We start from the raw sequence: 22,118 nt of genomic DNA, 5'->3' as shown, positions 1-22,118 counted from the left end.
CTTTAGCGCCCCGCCATCCTGGACATCGCCTCGTTGTAGCGCGCACCGGCCACCTTGTCGGGCGAGACGACGGAAGACAGCGTGGCGAGGTCTTGCGCCGAAAGAACGATCCCGGTCGCATCGATATTGCTGTCGAGATTGGCGATTTTCGTCGTGCCCGGGATCGGCACGATGAAGTCACCCTGGGCGAGAACCCAGGCGAGCGCCAGCTGGCCGGGTTTCACGCCCTTGTCCGCCGCCATGGTTTCAAGCGCCGTGACGAGCGCGAGGTTTGCGTCGAAATTCTCCTGGTCGAAGCGCGGCAAGCCGCGGCGGAAATCATTCTCGCCGAGCTTGGACAGATCCTTCAAGGCACCCGTCAGCATGCCGCGGCCGAGCGGCGAAAACGGCACGAAACCGATGCCGAGCTCGCGGCAGGTGTCGAGCACGCCATTGGTCTCGGGGTCGCGGGTCCAGAGTGAATACTCGCTCTGAATGGCGGAGATCGGATGAACGGCATGCGCGCGGCGCAGCGTCGCGGCACTCGCTTCGGAAAGGCCGAGCGCCTTGACCTTGCCTTCCTTCACGAGATCGGCCATCGCTCCGACGGTTTCCTCGATCGCCACATCGGGATCGACGCGGTGCTGGTAGAAGAGGTCGATGACCTCGACGCCGAGCCGCTTCAGCGACGCTTCCGCGACCGCGCGCACATGCTCGGGCCGGCTGTCGAGGCCGGAGGGACGCGCGGCCTTGGCCTCATCGCCGATGGTGAAACCGAATTTGGTGGCGATCACCACCTTGTCGCGATGGCGCTTCAGGCCCTTGCCGACCAGCGCCTCATTGGTGAAGGGGCCATAGACCTCTGCCGTGTCGAAGAAGTTCACGCCACGTTCGACAGCGTGGTCGAAGAGCTTTTGCGCCGTCGCCTCGTCGATATTCGTGCCGTAGCCGTGGCTCATGCCCATGCAGCCGAGGCCGATGGTCGATGTGGTGAGCGTGCCGAGAGTGCGGGTCTGCATGATCATGCTCCAGCGTCGTTGAGGTGGGTCATTTGGGCTGCGGTGAGCTCCAGCTTTCCGGCGGCGATCAGGCTGTCGAGCTGCCGCAGGCTGGTCGCGGAGGCGATCGGTGCGGTCACCCCGGGCTGTGCCGCGATCCAGGCGATGGCGACGGTGGCCGGGCTGGTATTCGTCTCGGCGGCCACCTGATCGAGGGCGCCGAGAATATGGAAGCCGCGCGTGTTGAGATACCGATCCATGTCCTCGCCCCGTGCCTTGCCTTCGGTATCGGCCGCGCTGCGATATTTGCCGGTGAGGAAGCCGGAGGCAAGCGCGTAATAGCTGATGACGCCGATCTCCTCCCTCAGGCAGAGCTCGGCGAGTTCGCCTTCGAACTTCGAGCGGGTGTAGAGATTGTATTCCGGCTGGATGACGTCGTAACGCCCGACACCCACCTTCTTCGCCGCATCGAATGTCGCCTGCAACTGCTCCGCGTCGAGATTGGAACAGCCGATCGCACGCACCTTGCCGGCATCTTTCAACTTGGCGAAGGCGGTCAGGCTCTCCTCGTCGTCCGTTTCCGCATCCGGCCAATGGGCGAGATAGAGGTCGATATAGTCGGTCTGCAGGCGGCGGAGCGAATCCTCGACGGCTTCCGCGATACGGCGTGCACTGAGGCCCCGGCGCTTGCCCCCGAGATCGGCGCCGACCTTCGTGACGATGACGGCATCCTCACGTTTCACGCCGCCACGCTTCAGCCAGCTGCCGATGATCGTCTCGCTTTCCCCGCCGACGTTTCCGTCAACCCAGAGCGAATACATGTCGGCTGTGTCGATCGTATTGAAACCAGCATCGAAGAAGCGGTCGAGAATGTCGAAGGACATCTTCTCGTCGGCGGTCCAGCCGAAGACATTGCCGCCGAGCACGACGGGAGCGATCGAAAGGCCGGTGCGGCCGAGAGCACGTTTCTGCATGGGAAGCCTCGGGTGGATGGGGAGGGAAGGATCAGAGCGACGCTATCAAGCGTAAGGGAAAGGTACCATTCAAAAGCGTTGACGGGTTCTAAAGCGGGATTGTCTGATCTCCCGCGCATGCCGTCGATATGGGTCTTGCATTGCGGCTTTCCAGTGTCGGGATGGTATTGTTCGAGCTGCCCTTAAGCGATCGGAGGGGTGCCGAACGGCGTTGCGCCCCGCCTGTGCTTCGCCTAAGGTCCGCCCCGACATTTTCAGGGAGGAAGAGTGATGCTGCGTTTTGGAATTCTGTCGACGGCCAAGATCGGTCGCGAGCTTGTGGTGCCGGCGATCCAGGATGCCGAAAACGCTGTGGTGACGGCAATCGCCAGCCGCGATCTGGGCAGAGCCCGCGAGATGGCCGACCGCTTTTCGGTTCCGCATGCCTTCGGGTCCTATGAAGAAATGCTGGCCTCCGACGCGATCGACGCCGTCTACATTCCGCTGCCGACATCTCAGCATGTCGAGTGGTCGATCAAGGCTGCGAATGCCGGCAAGCATGTGCTCTGCGAAAAGCCGATCGCGCTGAAAGCTGATGAGATCGATGCGATTATCGAAGCCCGCGATCGCAACAAGGTGCTGGTGACCGAAGCGTATATGGTCACTTACGCACCGGTCTGGCTGAAGGTGCGCGAACTGCTCGCCGAAGGTGCGATCGGTCAGCTCAAGATGGTCCAGGGCTCTTTCACCTATTTCAACCGTGATCCCGGCAACATGCGCAATATCCCGGAGCTCGGTGGCGGCGCCCTGCCGGATATCGGCGTCTACCCGACCATCACCACCCGCTTCGTCACGGGCAAGGAGCCGGTCCGCGTTCAGTCGACGATCGAGCGCGATCCGGAATTCGGTACGGATATCTATGCGAGCGTGAAGGCGGATTTCGCAGATTTCGAACTGAATTTCTACGTATCGACCCAGATGGCCAACCGCCAGCTGATGGTCTTCCACGGCACGGATGGTTTCATCGAGGTGAAGTCGCCCTTCAACGCCGATCGTTGGGGCGCCGAGGAAGTCGAGCTCACCAATCGCGGACACAATGTCTCGCAGATCTTCCGCTTCCCCGACAGCCGCCAGTACAAGCTGGAAGCCGAAGCCTTTGCGCGTGCCGTTGCCGGCACCAAGGGCGAGGTCGTCACGCTGGAAAGCTCCAAGGCGAACCAGAAGCTGATCGATGCGATCTATCGCGCGGCTGACAAGGACGGCTGGGAAGCGGTGTAAGGCGCCCCTTTCCCGTTAGCGGCGGAAAACGTAGCGGGAATAGCCGAAAAAGCTGAACAACATGGCCGCGATGGAAGCAAACACCAACGCGACATAGGGGCTGAGCAGTGGCGCGCCGATCAGGAGCAGGGCATAGACCCCGTAATTGATCAGGGACGTCACGACCCCGATGAAGCCGTAACGAAAGCCTTCGCTGACAACAGAGCGTTTCGACGCGCCGAAGGTGAAATGGCGGTTGAGCAGCCAGGTCGTCGTCATGGCAACCGCGATCGCCACGATGCGGGCGGCGAGCGCCCCGACCGGGGTGAAGCTCAGGAACAGCCAAAGGACGCCGGCATCGACGAGAAATCCGGTCGCGCCGACGATGACGAAGCGCAGGAACTTCTTCATGCCGCGCGGGACGACCCGCCCTTGGCCGGACCTTTCGACGAACGTTCGCGCCGAGGCTTCTCGACCGCGGAGGCGGCATCTGCCCGGACCTTGCCCGTGCCGAGGGCCGGAAGCGTCAGGTAGTGGATCCTGAGCTGTTCGGCCCGCGAGCGGGCGACGGAATCGAGGATGAGCGCTGCCGTGAATGACAGGAAGGACATCATCGTCAGGGCCATGGCGGCGATCCAGGTCGGCATGCGCGAGACGAGACCGGTGGTGAAGAACTCATAGAGAACAGGCGCCATGAAGCCGAGGCTCACACCCATCAGGCCACCCGCGATCAGGCCGAAGAAGGCGAAGGGCCGCGTCTCCTTCATCAGCATGGCGAACATCCAGAGGATCTTGAAGCCGTCCTTGAAGGTCGAGAGCTTGGAATGCGAGCCTTCCGGCCGGCGGCCGTAGTCGAGTTCGATCTCGCAGACCGGCAGCTTCAGGCGGGACGCATGGACGGACATTTCCGTCTCGATCTCGAAACCGGCGGAGACGGCCGGAAAACTCTTCACATAGCGGCGCGAGAACGCCCGGTAGCCCGAGAGAATGTCCGTGAAGTCGTTGCCGAACAGCATGCGGTAGAGCTGGTTGAACAGCCGGTTGCCGAAGGCGTGGCCCTGGCGTCCCGCATCGTCATGCACGCCGCGCCGCGTGCCGACCACCATGTCGGCGCGTTCGGTGATCAGCGTGCGAATGAGTTCCTCTGCGTCCGCAGGTCCATAGGTCCCGTCGCCATCGGCCATGACGTAGATGTCGGCATCGATGTCGCAGAACATGCGACGCACGACATGGCCCTTGCCCTGCCGGCGTTCGCGCACCACGGTCGCACCCGCAAGCATGGCTTTGAGCGCCGTGCCGTCGGTCGAATTGTTGTCGTAGACATAGATCTTCGCCCCCGGCAGCGCCGTACGGAAGTCAGCGACGACATCGCCGATCGTGGCGGCTTCGTTGTAGCAGGGCAGGAGAACGGCGATGTCGAGGTTGGAAGTCGCCTCACGGCTCATGGTGGACCTGCTGCTGGCTTGAGCTTGGGCAGCCTCCGGCCACCGTCGGCTTTACTATTTCTTGAGAAGGTTAAGGCTAGGTTTCGGCCAGGATCAGTCTTTGAAATATGGTCCGTCGGTCCGGTTCTACAGAGCAACCCCGACGGTGCTGGAGGTTTGACGAAGCATGGCCGACATCACCCTGCCGGGCGCGTCAGAGACCTCCCGCGCGCGTCCGCTCCTCCTCTGGGTTCTCGTCTACGGCCTCGTCACCATGGCCGTGCTGCTGCTGCTCAATCTTCCCTCGATGAACGACTATGTCGGTGCCGACAATGACGATGTCATGCGCCTCGTCCAGGTGCGGGATCTGCTCGCCGGCCAATCCTGGTTCGACCTGACGCAGTACAGGCTGGGGCTCGATGGCGGCACGCTGATGCACTGGTCGCGCCTGATCGATCTGCCGATCGCGCTCTTGATCCGCTTCTTCTCGCACATGCTGCCGATGGCGCAGGCCGAGGCTCTGGCCTTGCTTGTCTGGCCCATCCTGTTGAGCCTGCCGCTGCTGGCGGCCATCGCAACCGCCGCGCGTCGGATGGGCGACGACGTCACCATGCATGTCGCACTGTTGCTGACATCGGTCTTCGTCGTCACCAGCAACCGCTTTTTGCCGGGTGCCATCGACCATCACAATGTTCAGCTCGTGCTCGTCGCGACCATCGCCGCCGGTCTTCTCGATCCCGCACGCGGTGCGGTGGGCCATGCGCTGGCCGGGCTTGCGGCGGCACTCGCAATTGCGATCGGGGCCGAGACGACACCCTTCATCGCCATGACCTGCGCGACCGTCGGTATCCTCTGGGCGCTTGAAGGCGCCGTTTACGCAAGAGCGGCGCGCGCATTTTCGTTGACCCTGCTGATCAGCCTCTCCGCTCTTTTCTTCGCGACCGTTCCCCCGGCGCAGTATGACGTCGTCACGTGCGACAGTCTCTCGCTTGGTTTTTACGCCGTGGTCGGCATCGGCGCGGCGTCACTCTTCGTCGCCACGCAGTTACCAGGCATGCAGGATGTCCGCCTGCGTGCCGCCGCCATCGGGATAACTGGCCTGCTGGTCGGTGCCGGCGCCGTGACGATTGCGCCGCAATGCCTGCAGAACCCGCTGAACGAACTCGATCCGCTTCTCCAGTCGCTCTGGCTCTCCGGCGTTGTCGAGGCTCAGTCCGTCCTGGATCAACTCGACAAGGAGCCGTCGGCCTTCGGCGCATTTTATGCCGTTGGCTTTTTTGCCATCTGCATCTGCCTCTTCCGCGTGGTCAATGGCGATCGGGTGCGTGCGCATGCGATCATCGTGGCGCTCATCGCCGTCTGTTTTGCCATTGCGCTCGTACAGGTTCGGGGAGCGATCTTTGCCAATCTGCTGGCCATTCCGCCTCTCGCGCTGCTGATCGGCGAACTCCGCCGAAAGGCCCGCGAAAAACCCGAGCAGCTGGGTGCTGGCCTCGTCTTCGCCCTGGCGGCCTTCCTCTCTGTTCCCAGCGCCTGGGCCCTTTTCGGGGTCCTGGCCGTCGAGGGCACCGCCGGGGTCACCAACCGGATGAAGTTCATGGCGGGCGGTCCGGCAGCGACGTCGAACGAAGCTGGCCCCACCTGCGAGGCCCCGGCAGGTTTTGCCACCCTTGCGGCCTTACCGAAGGGGACCGTGGCCGCGGCATCAGACTTCGGCCCCGAAATCCTCCGGTTCACGCATCATCGGACCCTGTCCGGGCCCTATCATCGTAACCAGGGCGGTATGCTCACAGAACTCCATATCGGTCTGGCCGAGCCCGACGAGGCCACGGCCTTTCTGCGCGGGTCGGGTGTGGATTATATCGTCTTCTGCCCGACATTCGCCCAGACCCGGACGATAGCCGCCATGAAGGTGGATGGTCTTTATGCTGAACTGATTGCGGGCAGGGTGCCAGGCTATCTGCGCCCCGTCCCGATCGACGGCCCCTCTGGCCTGCAGATCTACCGGATCCAGCTGCCCTAACGGAAAGCACGGGATCACCCGCGCGAGCGGGCTGATCTCGCCATGGTTTTCCGCTAGGGAAGGGGCATGAGCAATTTCTTCGACAGCGATTCGCCGACGAACCTCACCGAGTTCTCCGTTTCGGAACTCTCGGGCTCGATCAAGCGCACCATCGAAACCTCCTTCGACCATGTTCGTGTGCGCGGCGAAATCTCCGGCTATCGCGGCCCGCATTCCTCGGGCCATGCCTATTTCAGCCTCAAGGACGACAAGGCGCGCATTGATGCCGTGGTCTGGAAGGGGTCCTTCTCAAAGCTGAAATATCGCCCGGAAGAGGGCATGGAAGTGATCGCGACCGGCAAGGTCACGACCTTCCCAGGCTCGTCGAAATACCAGATCGTCATCGAGCAGATGGAGCCGGCCGGTGCTGGCGCGCTGATGGCGCTGATCGAGGAACGCAAGCGGCGCTTCACGGCGGAAGGCCTGTTCGATCCCGCGCGCAAGCAGCTCCTGCCCTTCCTGCCAAAGGTGATCGGCGTCGTGACCTCGCCGACAGGCGCTGTCATCCGCGATATTCTGCACCGCATCTCGGACCGTTTTCCGGTGCATGTGCTCGTCTGGCCGGTCAAGGTCCAGGGCGAGGGGTCCGGCGACGAGGTGGCGAATGCCATCCACGGCTTCAATGCGTTCGAGCCTGGCGGGTCGATCCCGCGACCGGACGTACTGATCGTGGCCCGCGGCGGCGGCAGTCTCGAGGATCTCTGGAGCTTCAATGACGAGTCGGTCGTACGGGCCGCGGCCGAAAGCACGATCCCGCTGATCTCCGCCGTCGGCCACGAGACCGACTGGACGCTGATCGACTATGCCGCCGATATGCGCGCGCCGACACCGACGGGTGCTGCCGAAATGGCCGTGCCTGTGAAGGCCGATCTGGAAGCGCAGGTGGCGGCGCTCTCTGCCCGGCTTTCCGGCTCGATGAACCGGCAGATGGACAATCGCCGCCAGAACCTGCGCAGCCTGGTGCGGGCGCTGCCCTCGCTCGACCAGTTGCTGGCCTTGCCGCGCCGCCGCTTCGACGAGGCGGCCGCAGGTCTTGGTCGCAGTCTCGAACTCAACACGATGAACAAGCGCCGCAGCTTCGAGCGCGCCGCCGCGAAACTCTCGCCCGATATGCTCGTCCGCCGCCTGATCGAGCGGAGGCAGAAACTATCCGAAAACGGGGTGCGAGCCGAACGTGTCATCGAGCGCCTGATCGAGCGCAACAAGGCGCGGCTCGGACGTTTGGATGCGACGCTGACGGCGGTGCCGGCGCGGCTGACAGCGATGACGGAGCGCTCGAAGGACCGGCTGGAAAGCCTTGGTCGCCGCGCCGACAGTGCAGTCATGAACGACTTGCGCCGCGCCCGCCAGGCACTGGTCTCGCAGGATCGTGTGCTCCAGTCTCTGTCCTACAAGAACGTGCTCGCCCGCGGTTATGCCGTGATCCGCGACGAGAACGACCGTCCGATTTCCCGCGCCGAAGCGCTCAGCCACGGGCAGACGATCGCGATCGAATTCGCCGATGGCCGCGTGGCAGCTGCGGCCGGCGAAGGTGTGGGGCCGCCGGAACCGTCGTCTCCGCCGCCGGCGCGCGCGGCGGCCGTGTCCAAACCGGTCCGCAAGAGCGAGCCGCCGGCAGGGCAGGGCAGCCTCTTCTGATGGCCGCCCGGCATTTTCTCGTCGTGCTCGCCCATCCACTGCCGGAAAGCTTCGCCGCATCCGCCGCCCGGCTTGTCGTCGAGACGTTGGAAGCGACGGGCCACACGGTCGATCTCCTCGATCTGTACGCCGAGGATTTCGATCCTCGCCTGACGGCAGCCGAACGCGCCGCCTATATGGAGCCGGGCTACCAGCCGACCGAGGTTGCGGCCATCGTCGAACGGCTGAAGGCGGCCGACGGTCTCGTGCTCGTCTTTCCGCAATGGTGGTTCAATCTGCCGGCGATCATGAAGGGCTTCATCGACCGCATCTTCGTGCCGGGCGTAGCCTTCGAGCACGACAAGGCCGGCGGACGGATTGTCCCGCTGATGACGCATATACGAACCTTCTGGGTGGTCACGTCGACCGGTTCTCCCTGGTGGGTGGTTCATTTCTACATGGGCAATCCGGTGAGACGCATCCTCAAGCGCGGGGTCGCTGCCTTCTGCGCCAAGGGCGTCGATTTCCGCATGCTGGCGATCCATGACATGGACCGCGCGACGGAGGTGCAACGCGGAGCGTTTCTGGCCAAGGTACGGGCCGCGTTCAGTCGAGTCTGAGGCGTGATGGAGGCGGTTGGTTGCACCCGCAATAAATGCACTTTGGATTGAGGGGCTCCACAGAATGGAAACCGATGGTTGACATTCATTAGGAAGGCCTCTATCTATAGGTGATCGATATTTGCTTGCTGAGCTTTGGTTACCGCGCATCATATGCGCCCCGTCGAACCTTCCTTTCAAAAATCGTTACCTCCACAGCGCATCCGCGCTGCGGCACTCTATGCGCTATGAAAGGGTTCATCATGACCACTGGCACAGTAAAATGGTTCAATTCCACCAAGGGCTTCGGCTTCATTCAGCCTGACAACGGCGGCCCGGACGCTTTCGTTCACATCTCGGCCGTTGAACGGTCCGGCATGCGCGAAATCGTCGAAGGCCAGAAGCTGGCTTACGACATGGAGCGCGACAACAAGTCGGGCAAGATGTCGGCTTGCAACCTGCAGGCAGCCTGATAGATCCGGGATCCGCTTTCCTTTGACCACGGATGTACTGGCACTGTCGAAAGCACGATCCCACGGAAGGTCAGGCGGTTTGCCTGGCCTTTTTTTATTGCTCCAGCGGGCAAGCCTCCTGAAAGGAGACGACATGACCGAGCAACTCACCAAGTCGCGCCAGACTGCAGAGATCGCCTTCGCGAAGACGCAGTCTCAGTTTCTCGCGCGCGGTCGCGCGATCGAAGAGCAGGACGCGATCACCTCGGCGCGCGATGAAAAGACCATCCGCCTGCGCGAGGCGCGCCTGACGCGCGAACGCGAAGCACGCGAAAGCGCGACGGCCGCACTGGTCGCCAAGCGCGCGCGCACCTGATATCCAAGTTTCCAAGAGATCGGAGCACCGATGAAATTCAGTAGAGATCATGGCCTGGCCGAGCGCCGGACGACAGCAACCGACGCCAAGGCAGCACTGCTTGAGGCTTACAAGGCGGCCCATGCGGCAGCCGATCCCGAGCGCGAAGCGCGCATGGCCGAACGGGCCGCACGTGCTGAAGAACGCGAAAAGCGCCATGCCGAACGCGACCGCCTCAAGGCCGAGGAGAAGATCCGGGCCGAACAGGAAGCCCGCGAACGCGAGGCAGCCTTGATTGCCGAGGCCAACGCCGAGAAGGACGCCCGCGAACAGGCCGAAGCTTCGCGCATCAATCGCGTCGTTGAAGACGAAGCAGCCCGCAAGGCCGAGCGCGATCGTCGCTACGCGGCCCGCAAGGCCCGCCAAGGCTGAAGTCCGGCCATTCGTGAAGATGGGCCATCGCGAAAGTCGGTGGCCAACGCGACGCAAAGATAAATTGCGCGCAATTGATCAACCTCCTGTGATTATGCTGGACAACTTTCTTCATCATCACCACATCTGCGCGTGAAGCCGGATGTGCTCCCAAGCATCCGGCGCAAAGGAGTATGACCATGATGAAGAAACTCGTTCTCGCCGCCGCTTTGGTGGCTGCAAGCCTCGGCGCTGTGCCAGCCCAGGCGGCAGGATATGTCGAAGCCGGCGGCTGGACTCCCCGTGAAATCCTGTTCGGCAAGCAGTATAACGGTAACGTCAACGCGGTCCGCGTCGATCGGGGCGGTTTTGATCGACACACCTATCCCATGCAGGCCATTTACCCGACCGGCAACAGTCTGCGCCTGGCCCAGGCTGTGGTCACTGAAGATCCGAGCCTTGTCGCAGCCCTCAAGGTTCGCGGCATCGCCACGCACAACGTGCTGTGGGTCGAGACGGCCTTCAATGGCGGCAAGATCGTCTACTACCGCTGATCTGATGCAGCTTCAAAAGCAAAACCCCGCCCTGGCGACAGGACGGGGTTTTTTGTTGTCCGTGAGCGCAGGAGGTGGGCCTCAGGCCCACTCGCCCTGACGCATGACCGGCACCTTCGAGCCATCGGCGCGTATGCCGTCGATATCCACCTTGTCCGACCCGATCATCCAGTCGATGTGGATGAGCGAGGAATTGCCCCCTTGCGCCTTGATCTGGTCCTGGCTGAGCGAGGCGCCATCGAGGAAGCACTTCGAATAGCACTGGCCGAGCGCGATATGGCAGGAGGCATTTTCGTCGAACAGCGTGTTGTAGAAGAGCACGCCCGAGGCCGAGATCGGCGAGGAATGCGGCACCAATGCCACTTCGCCGAGGTGCCGCGCCCCTTCATCGGTATCTAGCACCTTGTTGAGCACAGCCTCGCCCTTGGAAGCCTTGGCCTCGACGATCCGTCCGCCTTCGAAACGAACCTGGATGTCGTCGATCAGCGTGCCCTGATGGGAAAGCGGCTTGGTCGAGGAGACATGGCCTTCCACCTTCAGCGCATGCGGGGTGGTGAAGACTTCCTCGGTCGGAATGTTGGGATTGCAGGTCACGCCGTTCTTCGCGGTCGACGCGCCGCCATGCCATTCGTGACCATCAGCGAGGCCAACCGTCAGATCGGTGCCAGGGCCGGTGAAGTGCAGTGCTGCAAAGCGTTCGCCGTTCAGCCAGGTCGACCGCTTCCTCAGCTCCGCATTGTGCTCCGCCCAGGCGCCGACCGGATCGTCGCGATCGACGCGGGACGCGGCGAAGATGGCGTCTGCCAGCTTGCGCACGGCCTCTTCGATGGGCATGTCCGGGAAGACGAGCTTCGCCCAGGACGGGTTCGGATAGGAGCAGATGTTCCAGTTGATGTCGAAATTGGAGATATGCTCCAGCGCCGGCTTGTAGGCGATCGACGTCGCCTTGTTGGAGCGCCCGACTTTGGCAGGGTCTTGCTCAGCAAGCAGCATTGGATTGTCGCCGGCGATCGCCAGGCGCGCTGCCCCGTTCTCGTAAGCCTTGGCCATGCCGTCATAGAGCCAGTTTGGCGCCCGGTCGAAACTCGCGTCGTGACCATGGCGATAACGCGCAAGCGTCGTCTCCTCGTCGGAATAGAAGGTGGTGACGGTCGACGCGCCTGCCTTATAGGCATGCGCCGTAATCAGCCGCACCAGCGGCACGGCGACCAGCGGCGCGGTCAGCACGAGGTCTTGCCCCTTCTGTAACTGCAACCCGACCTTGATCGCCACCTCGGCGAGCTTGTCGAGCTTGTGCGGATCAATGGAGGCGGAGAGGTCGGGGAGGGTCATGAAGTATTCCTGTTGTGGCTGTCACGCCAGACTTAAGGGGAAAGATGGCGAAGTCCAGACCATGGACGTCAAACCATGGATCAGGTCAGGCGGTGAGCGGTGCCGCAATCGCGCCAAGCGCCTTCAGCGCATCCTGCGGCGAGAGCCGCACCTGCAGGCCACGCTGCCCGCCATTCATGTAGACCAGCGGTTCGTCCATGGATGAGATCTCGATGGCGGTCGGCACCTGCCTCTTCTGGCCGAAGGGGCTGATGCCACCAACCACGAAGCCGGTGAGCTTTTCGGCATTGGCCGGTTTCATCATCGCTGCCGATTTGACACCAAAGGCGCTCGCCAGCTTTTTCATCGACACCTCCTTGTCGGAGGGCACGACCACGCAGACCGGCTTGCCGTCGAGCTCTGCCATCAGCGTCTTCAACACCCGCGAGGGGTGCTCGCCGATTGCTTCCGCCGCCTGCAGTCCGATGCGCTCGGCATTCGGGTCAGAGTCATAGGTCGCGGTGGTATAGGCGACGCCGGCCTTGTCGAGAAACTGCGTGGCGCGCGTGGTCTTCGCCATGGGCTCAGGCCTTGAAGGTCTGCTGATAGGTCTCGGGCTTGAAGCCGACGACAAGCGCGCCGTCCACATCGAGCACCGGACGCTTGATCATCGAGGGTTGGTCCAGCATCAGCGTCTTGGCCTTTGCTGCGTCGAGGTTCTCTTTTTGGGTCTCGTCGAGCTTCTTGAAGGTCGTACCGGCCTTGTTGAGCAGGACCTCCCAGCCGACTTTGCCGATCCAGCTGTCGAGGGTTGCCGCATCGACGCCCTTGGCCTTGTAGTCGTGGAAGTCATGCGCGACGCCGTGCTCGTCGAGCCAGGTCCGTGCCTTTTTCATCGTGTCGCAGTTCTTGATGCCGTAGATTGTGATGGCCATGCCGCATGTCTCCTGTTTGTCCTCGACGGATAGCAACAGGCCAGCGCGCCTGGCAAGCCGAAGCGCGATGAGGCGCTGGCAGAAAACGGGTTGATCGATCCGTTTGCTACGGCCATCTTCAAACATCTTGACTGTAAGGCATCCAGCAGGACGCACGCCATGTCGATCACGCATCGCTACACCATCTTCGAAACCGCCAGAGGCTTCTGTGCCATCGCCTGGAGCGACATCGGAATTTCCGGTTTGCGCCTGCCAGGAGAAAGCGCCGAGGAGACCCTACGCGCCGCGCTGCGGCGTCACCCCTCGGGTGCCGAGGCGGAGCCATCAGCCGAGATCAAGCAAGTGATTGAGCGCGTGAGGACGTATTTCGCCGGAGACATGACGGACTTCTCCGATCTGCGCCTCGATCTCTCGGGCCAGACGGATCTCTATCGGCGGATCTACGACGCCACCCGCCGTCTCGGCTGGGGCAAGGCGACAACCTATGGCGCTCTGGCCGGTGAGCTCGAACTCGGGCGGGCCGGTGCCTGGACCATCGGCCAGGCCATGGCGAAAAACCCGATCCCGCTGATCATCCCCTGCCACCGAGTGCTCGCCGCCGGCGGCAAGCTCGGCGGCTTCTCCGCACCGGGCGGAACACTGTCCAAGCAACGGATGCTGGAGCTTGAAGGCCTGCCATCGGTCGAAGCGTCACCCGCTCAGCAGTCTTTCGGTTTCTGAAAGCGTGGCACAAAAAAACGGAGGGCGATGGCCCTCCGTTTCATTCGTGCATCAGGATTGCGGCGCTGCCTCACTCCCACTCGATCGTGCCCGGCGGCTTGGACGTCACGTCGTAGACGACGCGGTTGATGCCGCGGACCTCGTTGATGATGCGGGTGGCAGCCCGTCCGAGGAATTCCATGTCGTAGTGGTAGAAGTCGGCTGTCATGCCGTCGACTGAGGTCACGGCGCGCAGCGCGCAGACGAATTCATAGGTGCGGCCATCGCCCATGACGCCGACGGTCTGGACCGGCAGGAGCACGGCAAAGGCCTGCCAGATCGCGTCGTAGAGGCCGGCCTTGCGGATCTCGTCGAGATAGATGGCGTCGGCTTCGCGCAGGATGTCGAGCTTTTCGCGCGTCACGCCACCCGGGCAGCGAATGGCAAGACCCGGACCCGGGAAGGGGTGGCGGCCGATGAAGCTATCGGGCAGGCCGAGCTCCTTGCCGAGCACGCGCACTTCATCCTTGAAGAGTTCGCGCAAGGGTTCGACGAGCTGCATCTTCATGCGCTCGGGCAGGCCACCGACATTGTGGTGGCTCTTGATCGTCACGGAAGGGCCGCCGGTGAAGGAGACGCTTTCGATGACGTCGGGATAGAGCGTGCCCTGGCCGAGGAAATCCGCGCCGCCGAGCTTCTTGGCTTCTTCGTCGAAGGTCTCGATGAACAGGCGCCCGATGATCTTGCGCTTGGTTTCCGGGTCCGACACGCCCTCCAGTTCGCCGACGAACTTGTCGACGGCATCCACATGGATGAGGTGCAGGTTGTAGTGTTCTTTGAACATGGCAACGACATCGGCTGCCTCGTTCTTGCGCATGAGCCCGTGGTCGACGAGGATGCAGGTCAGCTGGTCGCCGACGGCTTCATGGATCAGCAGCGCTGCGACGGAGCTATCGACGCCGCCCGAGAGCGCGCAGATAACGCGCTTGTCGCCGACCTGGGCGCGGATCTGCTCGACCGCCTTCTGGCGATAGGCATGCATGGTCCAGTCGCCCTTCAGGCCGGCGATGTTCTGCACGAAGTTCTGGATGAGCTTTGCGCCATCGGGCGTGTGAACGACCTCAGGGTGGAACTGCACGGCGTAATACTTGCGGGCCTCGTCGGCGATGAAGGCGAACGGTGCGTTGGACGAGGTGGCGAGCACCTTGAAGCCCGGCGGGATCGCGGTGACGCGGTCGCCATGGGACATCCACACCTGGTGGCGCGAGCCGACAGACCAGAGGCCGCTGAACAGGTCGCAATCCTGTTCGACTTCGAGGAAGGCGCGACCGAATTCGCGGTGATGGCCGCCTTCGACCTTGCCGCCGAGCTGGGCGCACATGGTCTGCTGGCCATAGCAGATGCCGAAGATCGGAAGACCGCTGTCGAACAGCACCTGGGGCGCGCGGGGGCTTCCTTCATCGAGCGTGGAAGCGGGGCTTCCCGACAGGATGATCGCCTTGGGCTTCAACCGGTGGAAGCCTTCTTCGGCGGACTGGAAGGGGACGATTTCGCAATAGACGCCGGATTCACGAACGCGGCGGGCGATCAGCTGCGTTACCTGGCTGCCGAAATCGACGATGAGAACACTGTCGGGATGTGCTGTCTGGGTCATGGCGAGCCTTTAAAGAAAAAGGCGTCCTGTTTCAATGGCAGATCGCCCAGAGAATCTCGAATTTTTGTGCAGCCGCTCAGAACCAGAAGACGCCGTCTTCCAGTGCCGTCTGCAAGCCATCGACGGCAAGCGCCAGCTTCTTGTCGATGACATGCAGATACTGCGTCCAGTCGTCGATGTGGTTGATGTCGTGGCGGCCATCCGAAATGCCGCGTAGACCGATCAGTGGCAAGTTGAAGCTCTGGCAGGCGCGCAGGATCGCGAAGCTCTCCATGTCGACCATCTGGGCGTCGATCGACTGGTAGGCGGCGCCCGAAACGACATTTGCCCCGGTCGAAAGCGTGGCGGCCGGAATGCCCGGTATCCGGAGTGGCAGTTCAACGGAAACGGGCAGGTCGAGGAAGGGCGTCTTGCCCTTCTCGAAACCGAAGGCGGAGGCATCCATGTCGCGATAGGAGACGGCGGAGACCTGGTAGATTTCCGCCTGTTCGAGGGTCGCGGAGCCGGCAGAGCCGAGTGAGACGACGAGATCGGGCAGATCATCGTGCGACGACAGGCGCGCGAGTTCCTTCGTCAGCGCCACGGCCGCCTCGACCGGACCGACACCGGTCATCAGCGGCGAGATGCGGGTGCGCAGGAAGACGCCGTATTCGGCATCCGCCGCCATGACAAAAAGCACAGTCTTGCCGGCGATCGGCTTCATCTCATAGGTCATCCGGAAATCCCCTCGCGTCCGCGGATCACCATCATCGTGCTGGTCATCGAGGCGATCAGCTTGGCCGGACCGTCGGTCAGCGCATAGCCGCGCCCGTCGGCGACGATGATGTTCGAGCCCGGCTTGGTAATTTCGCTTCGAAACAGGAAGCGCTCGCCGCGCCCCGGCGACATCAGGTTCACCTTGAATTCGATGGTGAGCAGCGAGGCCTCCTGTTCGATCACAGTGTAAGCCGCGTAACTGCAGGCGGTGTCGAGTGCGGCCGAGATCACGCCGGCATGCAGGAAGCCGTGTTGCTGGGTGAGCTTCCGATCATAGGCGAGCTCAATCTCGACCACGCCGGGGCTGATCCGCGTGAGCTCAGCCCCGAGGGTCTCCATCGCCCCCTGACGCGCGAAACTCTGACGAATCCGTGTTTCCACGGCTTCCTGATCGTAATCCACCATGCCTTGTCCCCTTCGGCGGCGAAATTGGCATGGCTGTTTCAGGCAGGCAAGCCGGCGACAGGCAAATTCAGTTCAGCCAGGCGATCGACAGATTGAGGAGGCTCGCACAGCTGACCCAGGCGAGATAGGGCACGAAGAGCAGCGTCGAGATCCGGTCGATCGGGCGGGCTTTCACCATGAAGGCGATGATCGTCACCAGCATGCCGATGATGACGACAAGCCCCAGTTCCGGGTTCTGCAGGCCGAAAAACGCGGGCGACCACATCAGGTTGAAGGCCATCTGCGCAAACCAGAGCTGCATGGCTGCCGATTTCGGCTCGCGCTGCCAGATCCGCGCGCCGGCTACGCCGATCAGCACGTAGAGCGTGGTCCAGACCGGGCCGAAGAGCCAGGAGGGCGGGTTGAAGAACGGTTTTTCCAGGGACTGAAACCAGTCGCCCGGCGAATTGGTGAGGCCGGTGAGAAGGCCCGCGCCGACGACGAAACCGATGAAGAGGATATAGCTCAGGATCTTGGACATGAGGATGATCTAGTGTTCCACGGCTGGTTCTGCCAGCCTTCAGAGGCGGATGATATGCTGGTCCCAGGCGACAGGGCTCTGTCGGTCGAGGAAATCGCCGCGATAGGAGGAGACGGCAAAGCTCTTGGGCGAGGAGGCAATGCCGGCCGCATCCGCCAGAACCGTCTCCGAAATCAGCCGCCCATCCTTGCCATCGAGCACGGCCCAGAGCCCGCTCTTCGGCGAGGCGATGCCGACGAGGCCTTCTGCCCGGTTGACGGCGATGGCGCCGACATAATTGCCCAGCCGGTCAGTGGTGTCGTCGGGTAGCTGGACATAGGAAATCCGCTCACCCTTTGCGAAATACCCGACCAGCGGCGGCCGATCCGTGCGCGACCCCTCATACTGGCAAGCGAACCAGATGCGACCATCGGCGGCCACGTCGAGATGCCGCGTGGAGAGCTGGCGGAGCTCCGGCGGCAGTGTGTGCTTCTCGATGAGCGCCCCGGTCCGGGCATCGGCCAGCACCAGCGAGGGCTCCATATGATCGAGATTGAGCTTCGTGCGCCCGAAATCGGGATGCGTCTCGATCCCGCCATTGGCGATGACCAGCAGACCATCTGCCGTGACGGTGATGTCATGCGTGCCGATGCCATGGGCCGGTACTTCGCCCACGCGCTCGAAGCCGGAGATGCAGTCGTAGATCCCGATCACGCCGGCATTGGCGTCAAAGTCGTTTTCGCTGGCATAGAAGAGCCGGCCGTCGGGCGAGAAGGCGCCGTGGCCGAAATAGTGGCGGCCTTCCGCGGCAGCAATGATGCGCGGCTCAACTGCCTTCTTTGAATCGAAGATGACGGCAAAGGTCCCGGGCCGCCTTGCAAAGGCAACCGAAAGCCCGTTTGCAGCACTGTGGCAGAGCCCGTGGATACGGCCCGGCAGCGCGATCTCGTCGATCAGGCTGCCGGTCTCGCTGACCAGCCCGATGGCAAACTGGCCGTCGGGGCTCTTCAGGCCACTGGCATACACAGCATCCGTCCGCTCAAGCGCAAATGCCGAACTGGGGGCAAGCCCGGCCACGAAGGCCAAGCCTGCGGAACGCAGGAAGGCGCGACGATCAATGAGCGGCGTGGCGATCATCTCAGTCGCCGTCGGAGAAGGAGAAGCCGGCGGCAAGCCCGATCCCGCCACCGAGATCGTTGTTGAGCCTCAGGATCAGGTCGCGGCTGTTGAGCAGCAGGAAGTCGAGCTTGGCGATCTGGGCCGGATCCTCGAAGACGGCGACGACATCCGGCTTGATATCGGCCGACACGCGCGAGAGGGACCGTGCGACGAAGTCCGTCGAGGAGACGACCGAGCGATTGCCCTCGGCCAGAAGCTCCACCATGCCCGAGGTGTCGAGCAGCGCACGCACAGCCTCGATATTGGCGGTAATCGAGCGGAAGGTATTGCCCGAGCGCCAATAGATCGCCTGGCGCGGGAGGGCCTTCTTGCGCTCGCCCTTATAGAATTGCTCGATGCGCTGGTCGCGGACGGTTTCTGCGGCATGCACGAGCACGCCGAGCAGTTCCTTGGCGGCTTCCGCCTCGTCGCGGAAAAGCGGGTTGTCGGGTCCCGGCGTCTTCCAGGCGGCGGCCACACCGTCAGGCGCATCCCAGGCAGCTGTCAGCTCGGAGCCCAGCCGTTCGAGGTTGGCCGCGATCGCTGTGCCGTATTGGCAACGATAGCTCCCTTCACCGGTTTCCAGTATCTCCGAGCCGGTGCCGAACAGTACGAATTCCAAGGCGCCAAGCCCCTGCATGGCGACGCTCTTGACCTTCAGCGTCTCGACCGAGGTGACGCTCGGATCGGGCTTGGCGAGCGCAGCCTGGACCTGTTTCAACCCGGTGCCCTTGCGATCGGGGAAGAACAGGATGCGCTCGAAGCGATTGCCTTCGATGACCGGGCCGACGCGCACGATCTCGATGCGCGACCAGGCGTCGACGACATTGCCGAATGCCGCCTTGGCGCCTTCGAGGCTTTCAACCGAGGGAGAACCGCAGAGCGTCGTCATTGCCGCCTGCATCGCGCCCGCCTGATCCGTGAAGTTCTGGTAGCCGGGGCGGATGAAGTCGTCGACCGCACGCGCCATGACAGCAGGCACCTTGGCTGCGTCGAGCGTGCCGACAGTCTGAGCCGTTTCCTGCGCCAGCACGGGCAGGGGCAGGAGAAAGGCGGAGACAAGGGCAAGGCGCGTGAAAAACCGCATCAGAGAGACTCCAGAAACGTGATCAGGGCCTTGCGGTCCTCGATGTTGGCGGCGGCGAAGGCATCGCGGGCGGCTTCAGCCTCTCCGCCATGCCAGAGAATGGCCTCGGTCAGGTTTCGCGCTCGCCCGTCATGCAGGAAGAAGCTGTGGCCGCTGACGGTCTGGGTGAGACCGATACCCCAGAGCGGCGGCGTGCGCCACTCCCCGCCGGTGGCGTCCCCCTCGGCCTGACCATCGGCCAGCCCCTCGCCCATGTCATGCAGCAGGAAATCGGAATAAGGCCAGATCAGCTGAAAGGCCTGCGCCTTGTTCTCCGCCTTGCGGCTGGTGACGAATTTTGGCCGGTGGCAGGTGATGCAGCCGCTTTCGTAGAAAACCTGCTTGCCGCGCAGGACTTGGGCATCGTCCACGTTGCGCCGCTTGGGCAGGGCCAGGTTCTTTGCGTAGAAGGTCACGAGCTCTAGCACCGGATCCGGTGCTTCCGTATCGCCCAGTCGCGGCTGGACGCCGGTGGCCGCCTCGAAGCAGGCCGTTTGCTTGTCCGTGCAGTCACCGAAGTGGCGCGGATCATCCGGCGTGGAAATTCCGATATCGCCGGCAAAAGCACTAGAACTCTGGTCGCGCACCGAAGCGTTCTGTGCCTTCCAGCCGAAGCGGCCGAGCTTGATCTCGCCGGTACGGTGATCGCGGGCGCGGGCCGCGCGTCCGGAGATGCCGTCTCCATCGAGGTCCTCGGGATCGGCCAGCGCCCGGATGTCTTGCTCGGGGATCGCTTCGATGAGGCCGAGCCCGATCATTGGATTGGCGATGCGTGGCGATAGCACTGTCGTGGGATCGAGCGGACCGTAATTCAGGTCGCTGACGGAATAGCTGGGGCGGCGCAGCTTCACCCTCTCGCCGCCGGAGAGCGTCACCGGCTCCTCGGTATAGGTGATGGCCATGCGTCCCTCGGCGGAGATGCCGGGCACCGCCTGGTCCTGCAGCTGGCCACCATAAACGGGGTCGGGCAGCGAAGCGATGTCGAGCCGCTCAAGCTTGGCCTGCTCCTCGGCCGTCGCAGCAGCGCGCGCGAGCCGGAAGAACATCGAGGTATGGTCACGGTCGCCCTCAGGCGGGTGGCCACGCCCGTCCTTCAGGTGACAACTCTGGCAGGCCCGCGCGTTGAAAAGAGGGCCGAGGCCGTCCGAGGCCTGGGTCGAGGAGGGGGAGGAGACCCAGAGCTTGCGGAACAGAGCGTTGCCGAGCTTGAACTCTTCTTCTTCGGCGAAGGTGATGTTGGCGGAAAAGTCGGAAAAGGAGTCGGCGCTCACGCCGCGCGGGGAGGTGCCCGCGCCACCCTGCATCAGTTCAAAACTCTCGGCCTTGCTGAAGTCTTCCGTCGGACGCGTGACGGCGATGACGCGGGAGATATCCTTCGGCGTCAGATCGGTTTGTCCGACAGCCTCTCCGGCGGCAACGGGCGAGATGGTCAGGCCCGTTGTCAAAAACATGCCGAGGCCGGCGAGGGTGGCCTTGCGAGTTCTCATGATGGGGATCGGGCCGCTCCCTTGGAGGGGCGGCCCGCCTTTGTTGCTTACTGGAAGACGGCCTCAGGACTATCAAGGCTGTCGGAGCCTTCAAGCTCGATCGTGCCAAGATCCAGCGACGCAATGACGCGCTGGATGGTCTGCGTCTGGTCGATCAACCCGTCGATGGCGGCCTGCACCGTGGCATTGCCCTCGGCATTACCTTCGCCGATCATCTGGTCATAGGCTTCCGTGGTCTGGGCACGCTCGGCCATGGTGTTCATGGCAGCGAGAGTCTTGTCGAGCTTGCCCTTCATTTCCGTATCGAGCGCTTGATCCTTGGCGGCCACCAGTTCGGAGAGCGACGGGCCAGTCATCCTCGTGCCGTCGACGCGGGTGTATTCGCCGGTATAGGCGGATGCGATGCCGATGGCGTCGTTCAGATGCGAGGCATGCGTGTTGTCGGAGAAGCAATCATGCTCTTCTTCCGGATCATGCAGGAGCACGCCGAGCTTCATGCGCTCGCCGGCGAGTTCGCCGTAGGAGAGTGAGCCCATGCCGGTGAGGATCGCGGAGATGCCCTTCTGCTCATCGGCGAGAACGGCCTTTGTTGCTTCGCCTTCGGGCGCCCAGGCCACGACCATCTCTTCCAGATCCTGCAGCAGCAGCGTGGACGCGGCCTTCAGGTAGGCGGCGCGGCGGTCGCAATTGCCATTGGTGCAATTGGCGGTGTCATAATCGGTAAAGGAGCGGTTGCCGGCGCCGGGGCCGGTGCCGTTCAGGTCCTGGCCCCAGAGCAGGAATTCGATCGCATGATAACCGGTCGCGACATTGGCTTCGACTTCGCCGGCTTCGTGCAGGGTCTCGCCCAGGAACTCCGGCGTGATCGCGGAGGCGTCGACCTCTTCGCCATTGATCTTGATCTTCGGGCTGGCAATGACATTCGCCACATAAAGCGCGTTGCCGTCGCTCTCGGTGCCGTAGCCGGCATCGACATAGTCGATCAGCCCTTCATCGAGCGGCCAGGCATTCACCTTGCCTTCCCAATCGTCCACGATCGGATTTCCGAAGCGATAGACTTCCGTCTGCTGGTAGGGAACGCGGGCTGCGATCCAGGCTGCGCGCGCTGCCTTCATCGTCTCGTCGCTCGGCTTGGCAATCAGCGCATCGATGGCGGCATCGAGTGCCTTGGCGGTCGAAAGCGCATCCTGGAACTTGGCTTCGGCCAGCGCGCTGTAATGCGTCAGCACGTCCTTCGGCGCAGGTGCGGCGATGGCCGGGCCTGCAAAGATGGCAGCCGATGTGACGAGCAGCGCGATCGACGCGCCGATGACGGATTTCCGGATCATGGTGTCTCCCTCCGGCGCAGATGGGCGCCTCGTATTGAATGGACGGCCATGTCTTCGCGCAAAAAGAAACTGGTGTCAAATAGTCGAGTATACGAATTA

At 63.0% G+C, this 22,118-nt stretch carries 24 protein-coding genes; 9 read left to right on the top strand and 15 right to left on the bottom strand.

The window, feature by feature from the left end; translation table 11 throughout:
* Positions 1-2 precede the first annotated feature (2 nt).
* Entirely contained in the window at positions 3-998 is a 996-nt protein-coding gene (locus E9677_RS04945) for an aldo/keto reductase (RefSeq protein ID WP_136556942.1), read from the bottom strand.
* Positions 999-1,000: 2 nt separating this feature from the next.
* Complete coding sequence (locus tag E9677_RS04940) at positions 1,001-1,951, bottom strand: aldo/keto reductase (RefSeq protein WP_136556941.1); 951 nt, start codon at positions 1,949-1,951, stop codon at positions 1,001-1,003.
* 270 nt (positions 1,952-2,221) lie between these two features.
* On the opposite strand from E9677_RS04940, the gene E9677_RS04935 reads away from it, so the two are divergent.
* Positions 2,222-3,208 carry a Gfo/Idh/MocA family protein gene (locus tag E9677_RS04935; RefSeq protein WP_136556940.1) on the top strand — a complete coding sequence of 329 codons (987 nt, stop codon included), beginning with the start codon at positions 2,222-2,224 and terminating at the stop codon, positions 3,206-3,208.
* Positions 3,209-3,223: 15 nt separating this feature from the next.
* Here the strand turns inward: E9677_RS04935 and E9677_RS04930 are convergent, their stop codons facing one another.
* The gene (locus tag E9677_RS04930) at positions 3,224-3,598 is read right to left on the bottom strand and encodes a GtrA family protein (protein WP_136556939.1); all 375 of its coding nucleotides are present in this window, start codon (positions 3,596-3,598) and stop codon (positions 3,224-3,226) included.
* Positions 3,595-4,632, bottom strand: a complete 1,038-nt coding sequence (locus tag E9677_RS04925; protein ID WP_136556938.1) for a glycosyltransferase — start codon at positions 4,630-4,632, stop codon at positions 3,595-3,597. The genes E9677_RS04930 and E9677_RS04925 overlap by 4 nt, the downstream gene beginning before the upstream one ends.
* Before the next feature lie 166 nt (positions 4,633-4,798).
* Between E9677_RS04925 and E9677_RS04920 the strand changes: the two genes are divergently transcribed.
* The 7 genes from E9677_RS04920 to E9677_RS04890 all read left to right on the top strand — a co-directional run bounded on the left by E9677_RS04920 (position 4,799) and on the right by E9677_RS04890 (position 10,661).
* Positions 4,799-6,634, top strand: a complete 1,836-nt coding sequence (locus E9677_RS04920; protein ID WP_136556937.1) for a hypothetical protein — start codon at positions 4,799-4,801, stop codon at positions 6,632-6,634.
* Between the two features lie 66 nt (positions 6,635-6,700).
* Complete coding sequence (gene xseA / locus E9677_RS04915) at positions 6,701-8,311, top strand: exodeoxyribonuclease VII large subunit (protein ID WP_136556936.1); 1,611 nt, start codon at positions 6,701-6,703, stop codon at positions 8,309-8,311.
* Entirely contained in the window at positions 8,311-8,910 is a 600-nt protein-coding gene (locus E9677_RS04910; protein WP_136556935.1) for an NAD(P)H-dependent oxidoreductase, read from the top strand. Before xseA ends, E9677_RS04910 begins: the two co-directional genes overlap by 1 nt.
* Before the next feature lie 242 nt (positions 8,911-9,152).
* Positions 9,153-9,362: a cold-shock protein gene (locus tag E9677_RS04905; RefSeq protein WP_006725042.1), complete on the top strand. Its 210-nt coding sequence runs from the start codon at positions 9,153-9,155 to the stop codon at positions 9,360-9,362.
* A gap of 133 nt (positions 9,363-9,495) precedes the next feature.
* Positions 9,496-9,717 (top strand): hypothetical protein, encoded by a 222-nt coding sequence (locus E9677_RS04900; protein ID WP_136556934.1) that lies wholly within the window; start codon positions 9,496-9,498, stop codon positions 9,715-9,717.
* Positions 9,718-9,747: 30 nt separating this feature from the next.
* Positions 9,748-10,128, top strand: coding sequence for a DUF6481 family protein (locus tag E9677_RS04895; RefSeq protein WP_136556933.1), 381 nt, complete (start codon positions 9,748-9,750; stop codon positions 10,126-10,128).
* A 179-nt stretch (positions 10,129-10,307) separates the two neighbouring features.
* Positions 10,308-10,661 carry a hypothetical protein gene (locus E9677_RS04890; RefSeq protein WP_136556932.1) on the top strand — a complete coding sequence of 118 codons (354 nt, stop codon included), beginning with the start codon at positions 10,308-10,310 and terminating at the stop codon, positions 10,659-10,661.
* Positions 10,662-10,742: 81 nt separating this feature from the next.
* Here the strand turns inward: E9677_RS04890 and E9677_RS04885 are convergent, their stop codons facing one another.
* From E9677_RS04885 to E9677_RS04875, 3 genes are all read right to left on the bottom strand, one after another.
* A complete protein-coding gene (locus E9677_RS04885; protein ID WP_136556931.1) occupies positions 10,743-11,993 on the bottom strand; it encodes an aminopeptidase in 1,251 nt (416 codons plus the stop codon).
* Positions 11,994-12,078: 85 nt separating this feature from the next.
* Positions 12,079-12,552: a Cys-tRNA(Pro) deacylase gene (gene ybaK / locus E9677_RS04880; protein WP_136556930.1), complete on the bottom strand. Its 474-nt coding sequence runs from the start codon at positions 12,550-12,552 to the stop codon at positions 12,079-12,081.
* Positions 12,553-12,556: 4 nt separating this feature from the next.
* The gene (locus tag E9677_RS04875) at positions 12,557-12,907 is read right to left on the bottom strand and encodes an ArsC family reductase (RefSeq protein ID WP_136556929.1); all 351 of its coding nucleotides are present in this window, start codon (positions 12,905-12,907) and stop codon (positions 12,557-12,559) included.
* A 159-nt stretch (positions 12,908-13,066) separates the two neighbouring features.
* Here E9677_RS04875 and E9677_RS04870 point away from each other — a divergent pair, with 159 nt between their 5' ends.
* Complete coding sequence (locus E9677_RS04870) at positions 13,067-13,627, top strand: methylated-DNA--[protein]-cysteine S-methyltransferase (protein WP_136556928.1); 561 nt, start codon at positions 13,067-13,069, stop codon at positions 13,625-13,627.
* Between the two features lie 70 nt (positions 13,628-13,697).
* Here the strand turns inward: E9677_RS04870 and guaA are convergent, their stop codons facing one another.
* The 8 genes from guaA to E9677_RS04830 all read right to left on the bottom strand — a co-directional run bounded on the left by guaA (position 13,698) and on the right by E9677_RS04830 (position 22,019).
* Positions 13,698-15,260, bottom strand: coding sequence for a glutamine-hydrolyzing GMP synthase (gene guaA / locus E9677_RS04865; RefSeq protein ID WP_136556927.1), 1,563 nt, complete (start codon positions 15,258-15,260; stop codon positions 13,698-13,700).
* A 76-nt stretch (positions 15,261-15,336) separates the two neighbouring features.
* On the bottom strand, positions 15,337-15,975 hold the full coding sequence (locus E9677_RS04860) for a 5'-methylthioadenosine/S-adenosylhomocysteine nucleosidase (RefSeq protein ID WP_136556926.1): 639 nt from the start codon (positions 15,973-15,975) through the stop codon (positions 15,337-15,339).
* A complete protein-coding gene (locus E9677_RS04855) occupies positions 15,972-16,421 on the bottom strand; it encodes a PaaI family thioesterase (protein WP_136556925.1) in 450 nt (149 codons plus the stop codon). Before E9677_RS04855 ends, E9677_RS04860 begins: the two co-directional genes overlap by 4 nt.
* A gap of 67 nt (positions 16,422-16,488) precedes the next feature.
* The gene (locus tag E9677_RS04850) at positions 16,489-16,941 is read right to left on the bottom strand and encodes a TspO/MBR family protein (protein ID WP_168801115.1); all 453 of its coding nucleotides are present in this window, start codon (positions 16,939-16,941) and stop codon (positions 16,489-16,491) included.
* A gap of 39 nt (positions 16,942-16,980) precedes the next feature.
* Positions 16,981-18,057 carry a DUF1513 domain-containing protein gene (locus E9677_RS04845; protein WP_136556923.1) on the bottom strand — a complete coding sequence of 359 codons (1,077 nt, stop codon included), beginning with the start codon at positions 18,055-18,057 and terminating at the stop codon, positions 16,981-16,983.
* A 1-nt stretch (position 18,058) separates the two neighbouring features.
* The gene (locus E9677_RS04840) at positions 18,059-19,165 is read right to left on the bottom strand and encodes an imelysin family protein (RefSeq protein WP_136556922.1); all 1,107 of its coding nucleotides are present in this window, start codon (positions 19,163-19,165) and stop codon (positions 18,059-18,061) included.
* Complete coding sequence (locus E9677_RS04835; protein ID WP_136556921.1) at positions 19,165-20,691, bottom strand: di-heme oxidoreductase family protein; 1,527 nt, start codon at positions 20,689-20,691, stop codon at positions 19,165-19,167. The genes E9677_RS04840 and E9677_RS04835 overlap by 1 nt, the downstream gene beginning before the upstream one ends.
* A gap of 47 nt (positions 20,692-20,738) precedes the next feature.
* Positions 20,739-22,019, bottom strand: coding sequence for an imelysin family protein (locus tag E9677_RS04830; RefSeq protein ID WP_136556920.1), 1,281 nt, complete (start codon positions 22,017-22,019; stop codon positions 20,739-20,741).
* Between the last annotated feature and the right edge of the window lie 99 nt (positions 22,020-22,118).

Source organism: Peteryoungia rhizophila (assembly GCF_004912145.1).
Classification (GTDB): domain Bacteria; phylum Pseudomonadota; class Alphaproteobacteria; order Rhizobiales; family Rhizobiaceae; genus Allorhizobium; species Allorhizobium rhizophilum.
This window is presented reverse-complemented; position numbering and strand designations above follow the sequence as displayed.

Coding starts and splice junctions, on each gene's coding strand:
- E9677_RS04945 (WP_136556942.1), bottom strand. CDS start 998: ATGCAGACCCGCACTCTCGGCACGCTCACCACATCGACCATCGGCCTC.
- E9677_RS04940 (WP_136556941.1), bottom strand. CDS start 1,951: ATGCAGAAACGTGCTCTCGGCCGCACCGGCCTTTCGATCGCTCCCGTC.
- E9677_RS04935 (WP_136556940.1), top strand. CDS start 2,222: ATGCTGCGTTTTGGAATTCTGTCGACGGCCAAGATCGGTCGCGAGCTT.
- E9677_RS04930 (WP_136556939.1), bottom strand. CDS start 3,598: ATGAAGAAGTTCCTGCGCTTCGTCATCGTCGGCGCGACCGGATTTCTC.
- E9677_RS04925 (WP_136556938.1), bottom strand. CDS start 4,632: ATGAGCCGTGAGGCGACTTCCAACCTCGACATCGCCGTTCTCCTGCCC.
- E9677_RS04920 (WP_136556937.1), top strand. CDS start 4,799: ATGGCCGACATCACCCTGCCGGGCGCGTCAGAGACCTCCCGCGCGCGT.
- xseA (WP_136556936.1), top strand. CDS start 6,701: ATGAGCAATTTCTTCGACAGCGATTCGCCGACGAACCTCACCGAGTTC.
- E9677_RS04910 (WP_136556935.1), top strand. CDS start 8,311: ATGGCCGCCCGGCATTTTCTCGTCGTGCTCGCCCATCCACTGCCGGAA.
- E9677_RS04905 (WP_006725042.1), top strand. CDS start 9,153: ATGACCACTGGCACAGTAAAATGGTTCAATTCCACCAAGGGCTTCGGC.
- E9677_RS04900 (WP_136556934.1), top strand. CDS start 9,496: ATGACCGAGCAACTCACCAAGTCGCGCCAGACTGCAGAGATCGCCTTC.
- E9677_RS04895 (WP_136556933.1), top strand. CDS start 9,748: ATGAAATTCAGTAGAGATCATGGCCTGGCCGAGCGCCGGACGACAGCA.
- E9677_RS04890 (WP_136556932.1), top strand. CDS start 10,308: ATGATGAAGAAACTCGTTCTCGCCGCCGCTTTGGTGGCTGCAAGCCTC.
- E9677_RS04885 (WP_136556931.1), bottom strand. CDS start 11,993: ATGACCCTCCCCGACCTCTCCGCCTCCATTGATCCGCACAAGCTCGAC.
- ybaK (WP_136556930.1), bottom strand. CDS start 12,552: ATGGCGAAGACCACGCGCGCCACGCAGTTTCTCGACAAGGCCGGCGTC.
- E9677_RS04875 (WP_136556929.1), bottom strand. CDS start 12,907: ATGGCCATCACAATCTACGGCATCAAGAACTGCGACACGATGAAAAAG.
- E9677_RS04870 (WP_136556928.1), top strand. CDS start 13,067: ATGTCGATCACGCATCGCTACACCATCTTCGAAACCGCCAGAGGCTTC.
- guaA (WP_136556927.1), bottom strand. CDS start 15,260: ATGACCCAGACAGCACATCCCGACAGTGTTCTCATCGTCGATTTCGGC.
- E9677_RS04860 (WP_136556926.1), bottom strand. CDS start 15,975: ATGACCTATGAGATGAAGCCGATCGCCGGCAAGACTGTGCTTTTTGTC.
- E9677_RS04855 (WP_136556925.1), bottom strand. CDS start 16,421: ATGGTGGATTACGATCAGGAAGCCGTGGAAACACGGATTCGTCAGAGT.
- E9677_RS04850 (WP_168801115.1), bottom strand. CDS start 16,941: ATGTCCAAGATCCTGAGCTATATCCTCTTCATCGGTTTCGTCGTCGGC.
- E9677_RS04845 (WP_136556923.1), bottom strand. CDS start 18,057: ATGATCGCCACGCCGCTCATTGATCGTCGCGCCTTCCTGCGTTCCGCA.
- E9677_RS04840 (WP_136556922.1), bottom strand. CDS start 19,165: ATGCGGTTTTTCACGCGCCTTGCCCTTGTCTCCGCCTTTCTCCTGCCC.
- E9677_RS04835 (WP_136556921.1), bottom strand. CDS start 20,691: ATGAGAACTCGCAAGGCCACCCTCGCCGGCCTCGGCATGTTTTTGACA.
- E9677_RS04830 (WP_136556920.1), bottom strand. CDS start 22,019: ATGATCCGGAAATCCGTCATCGGCGCGTCGATCGCGCTGCTCGTCACA.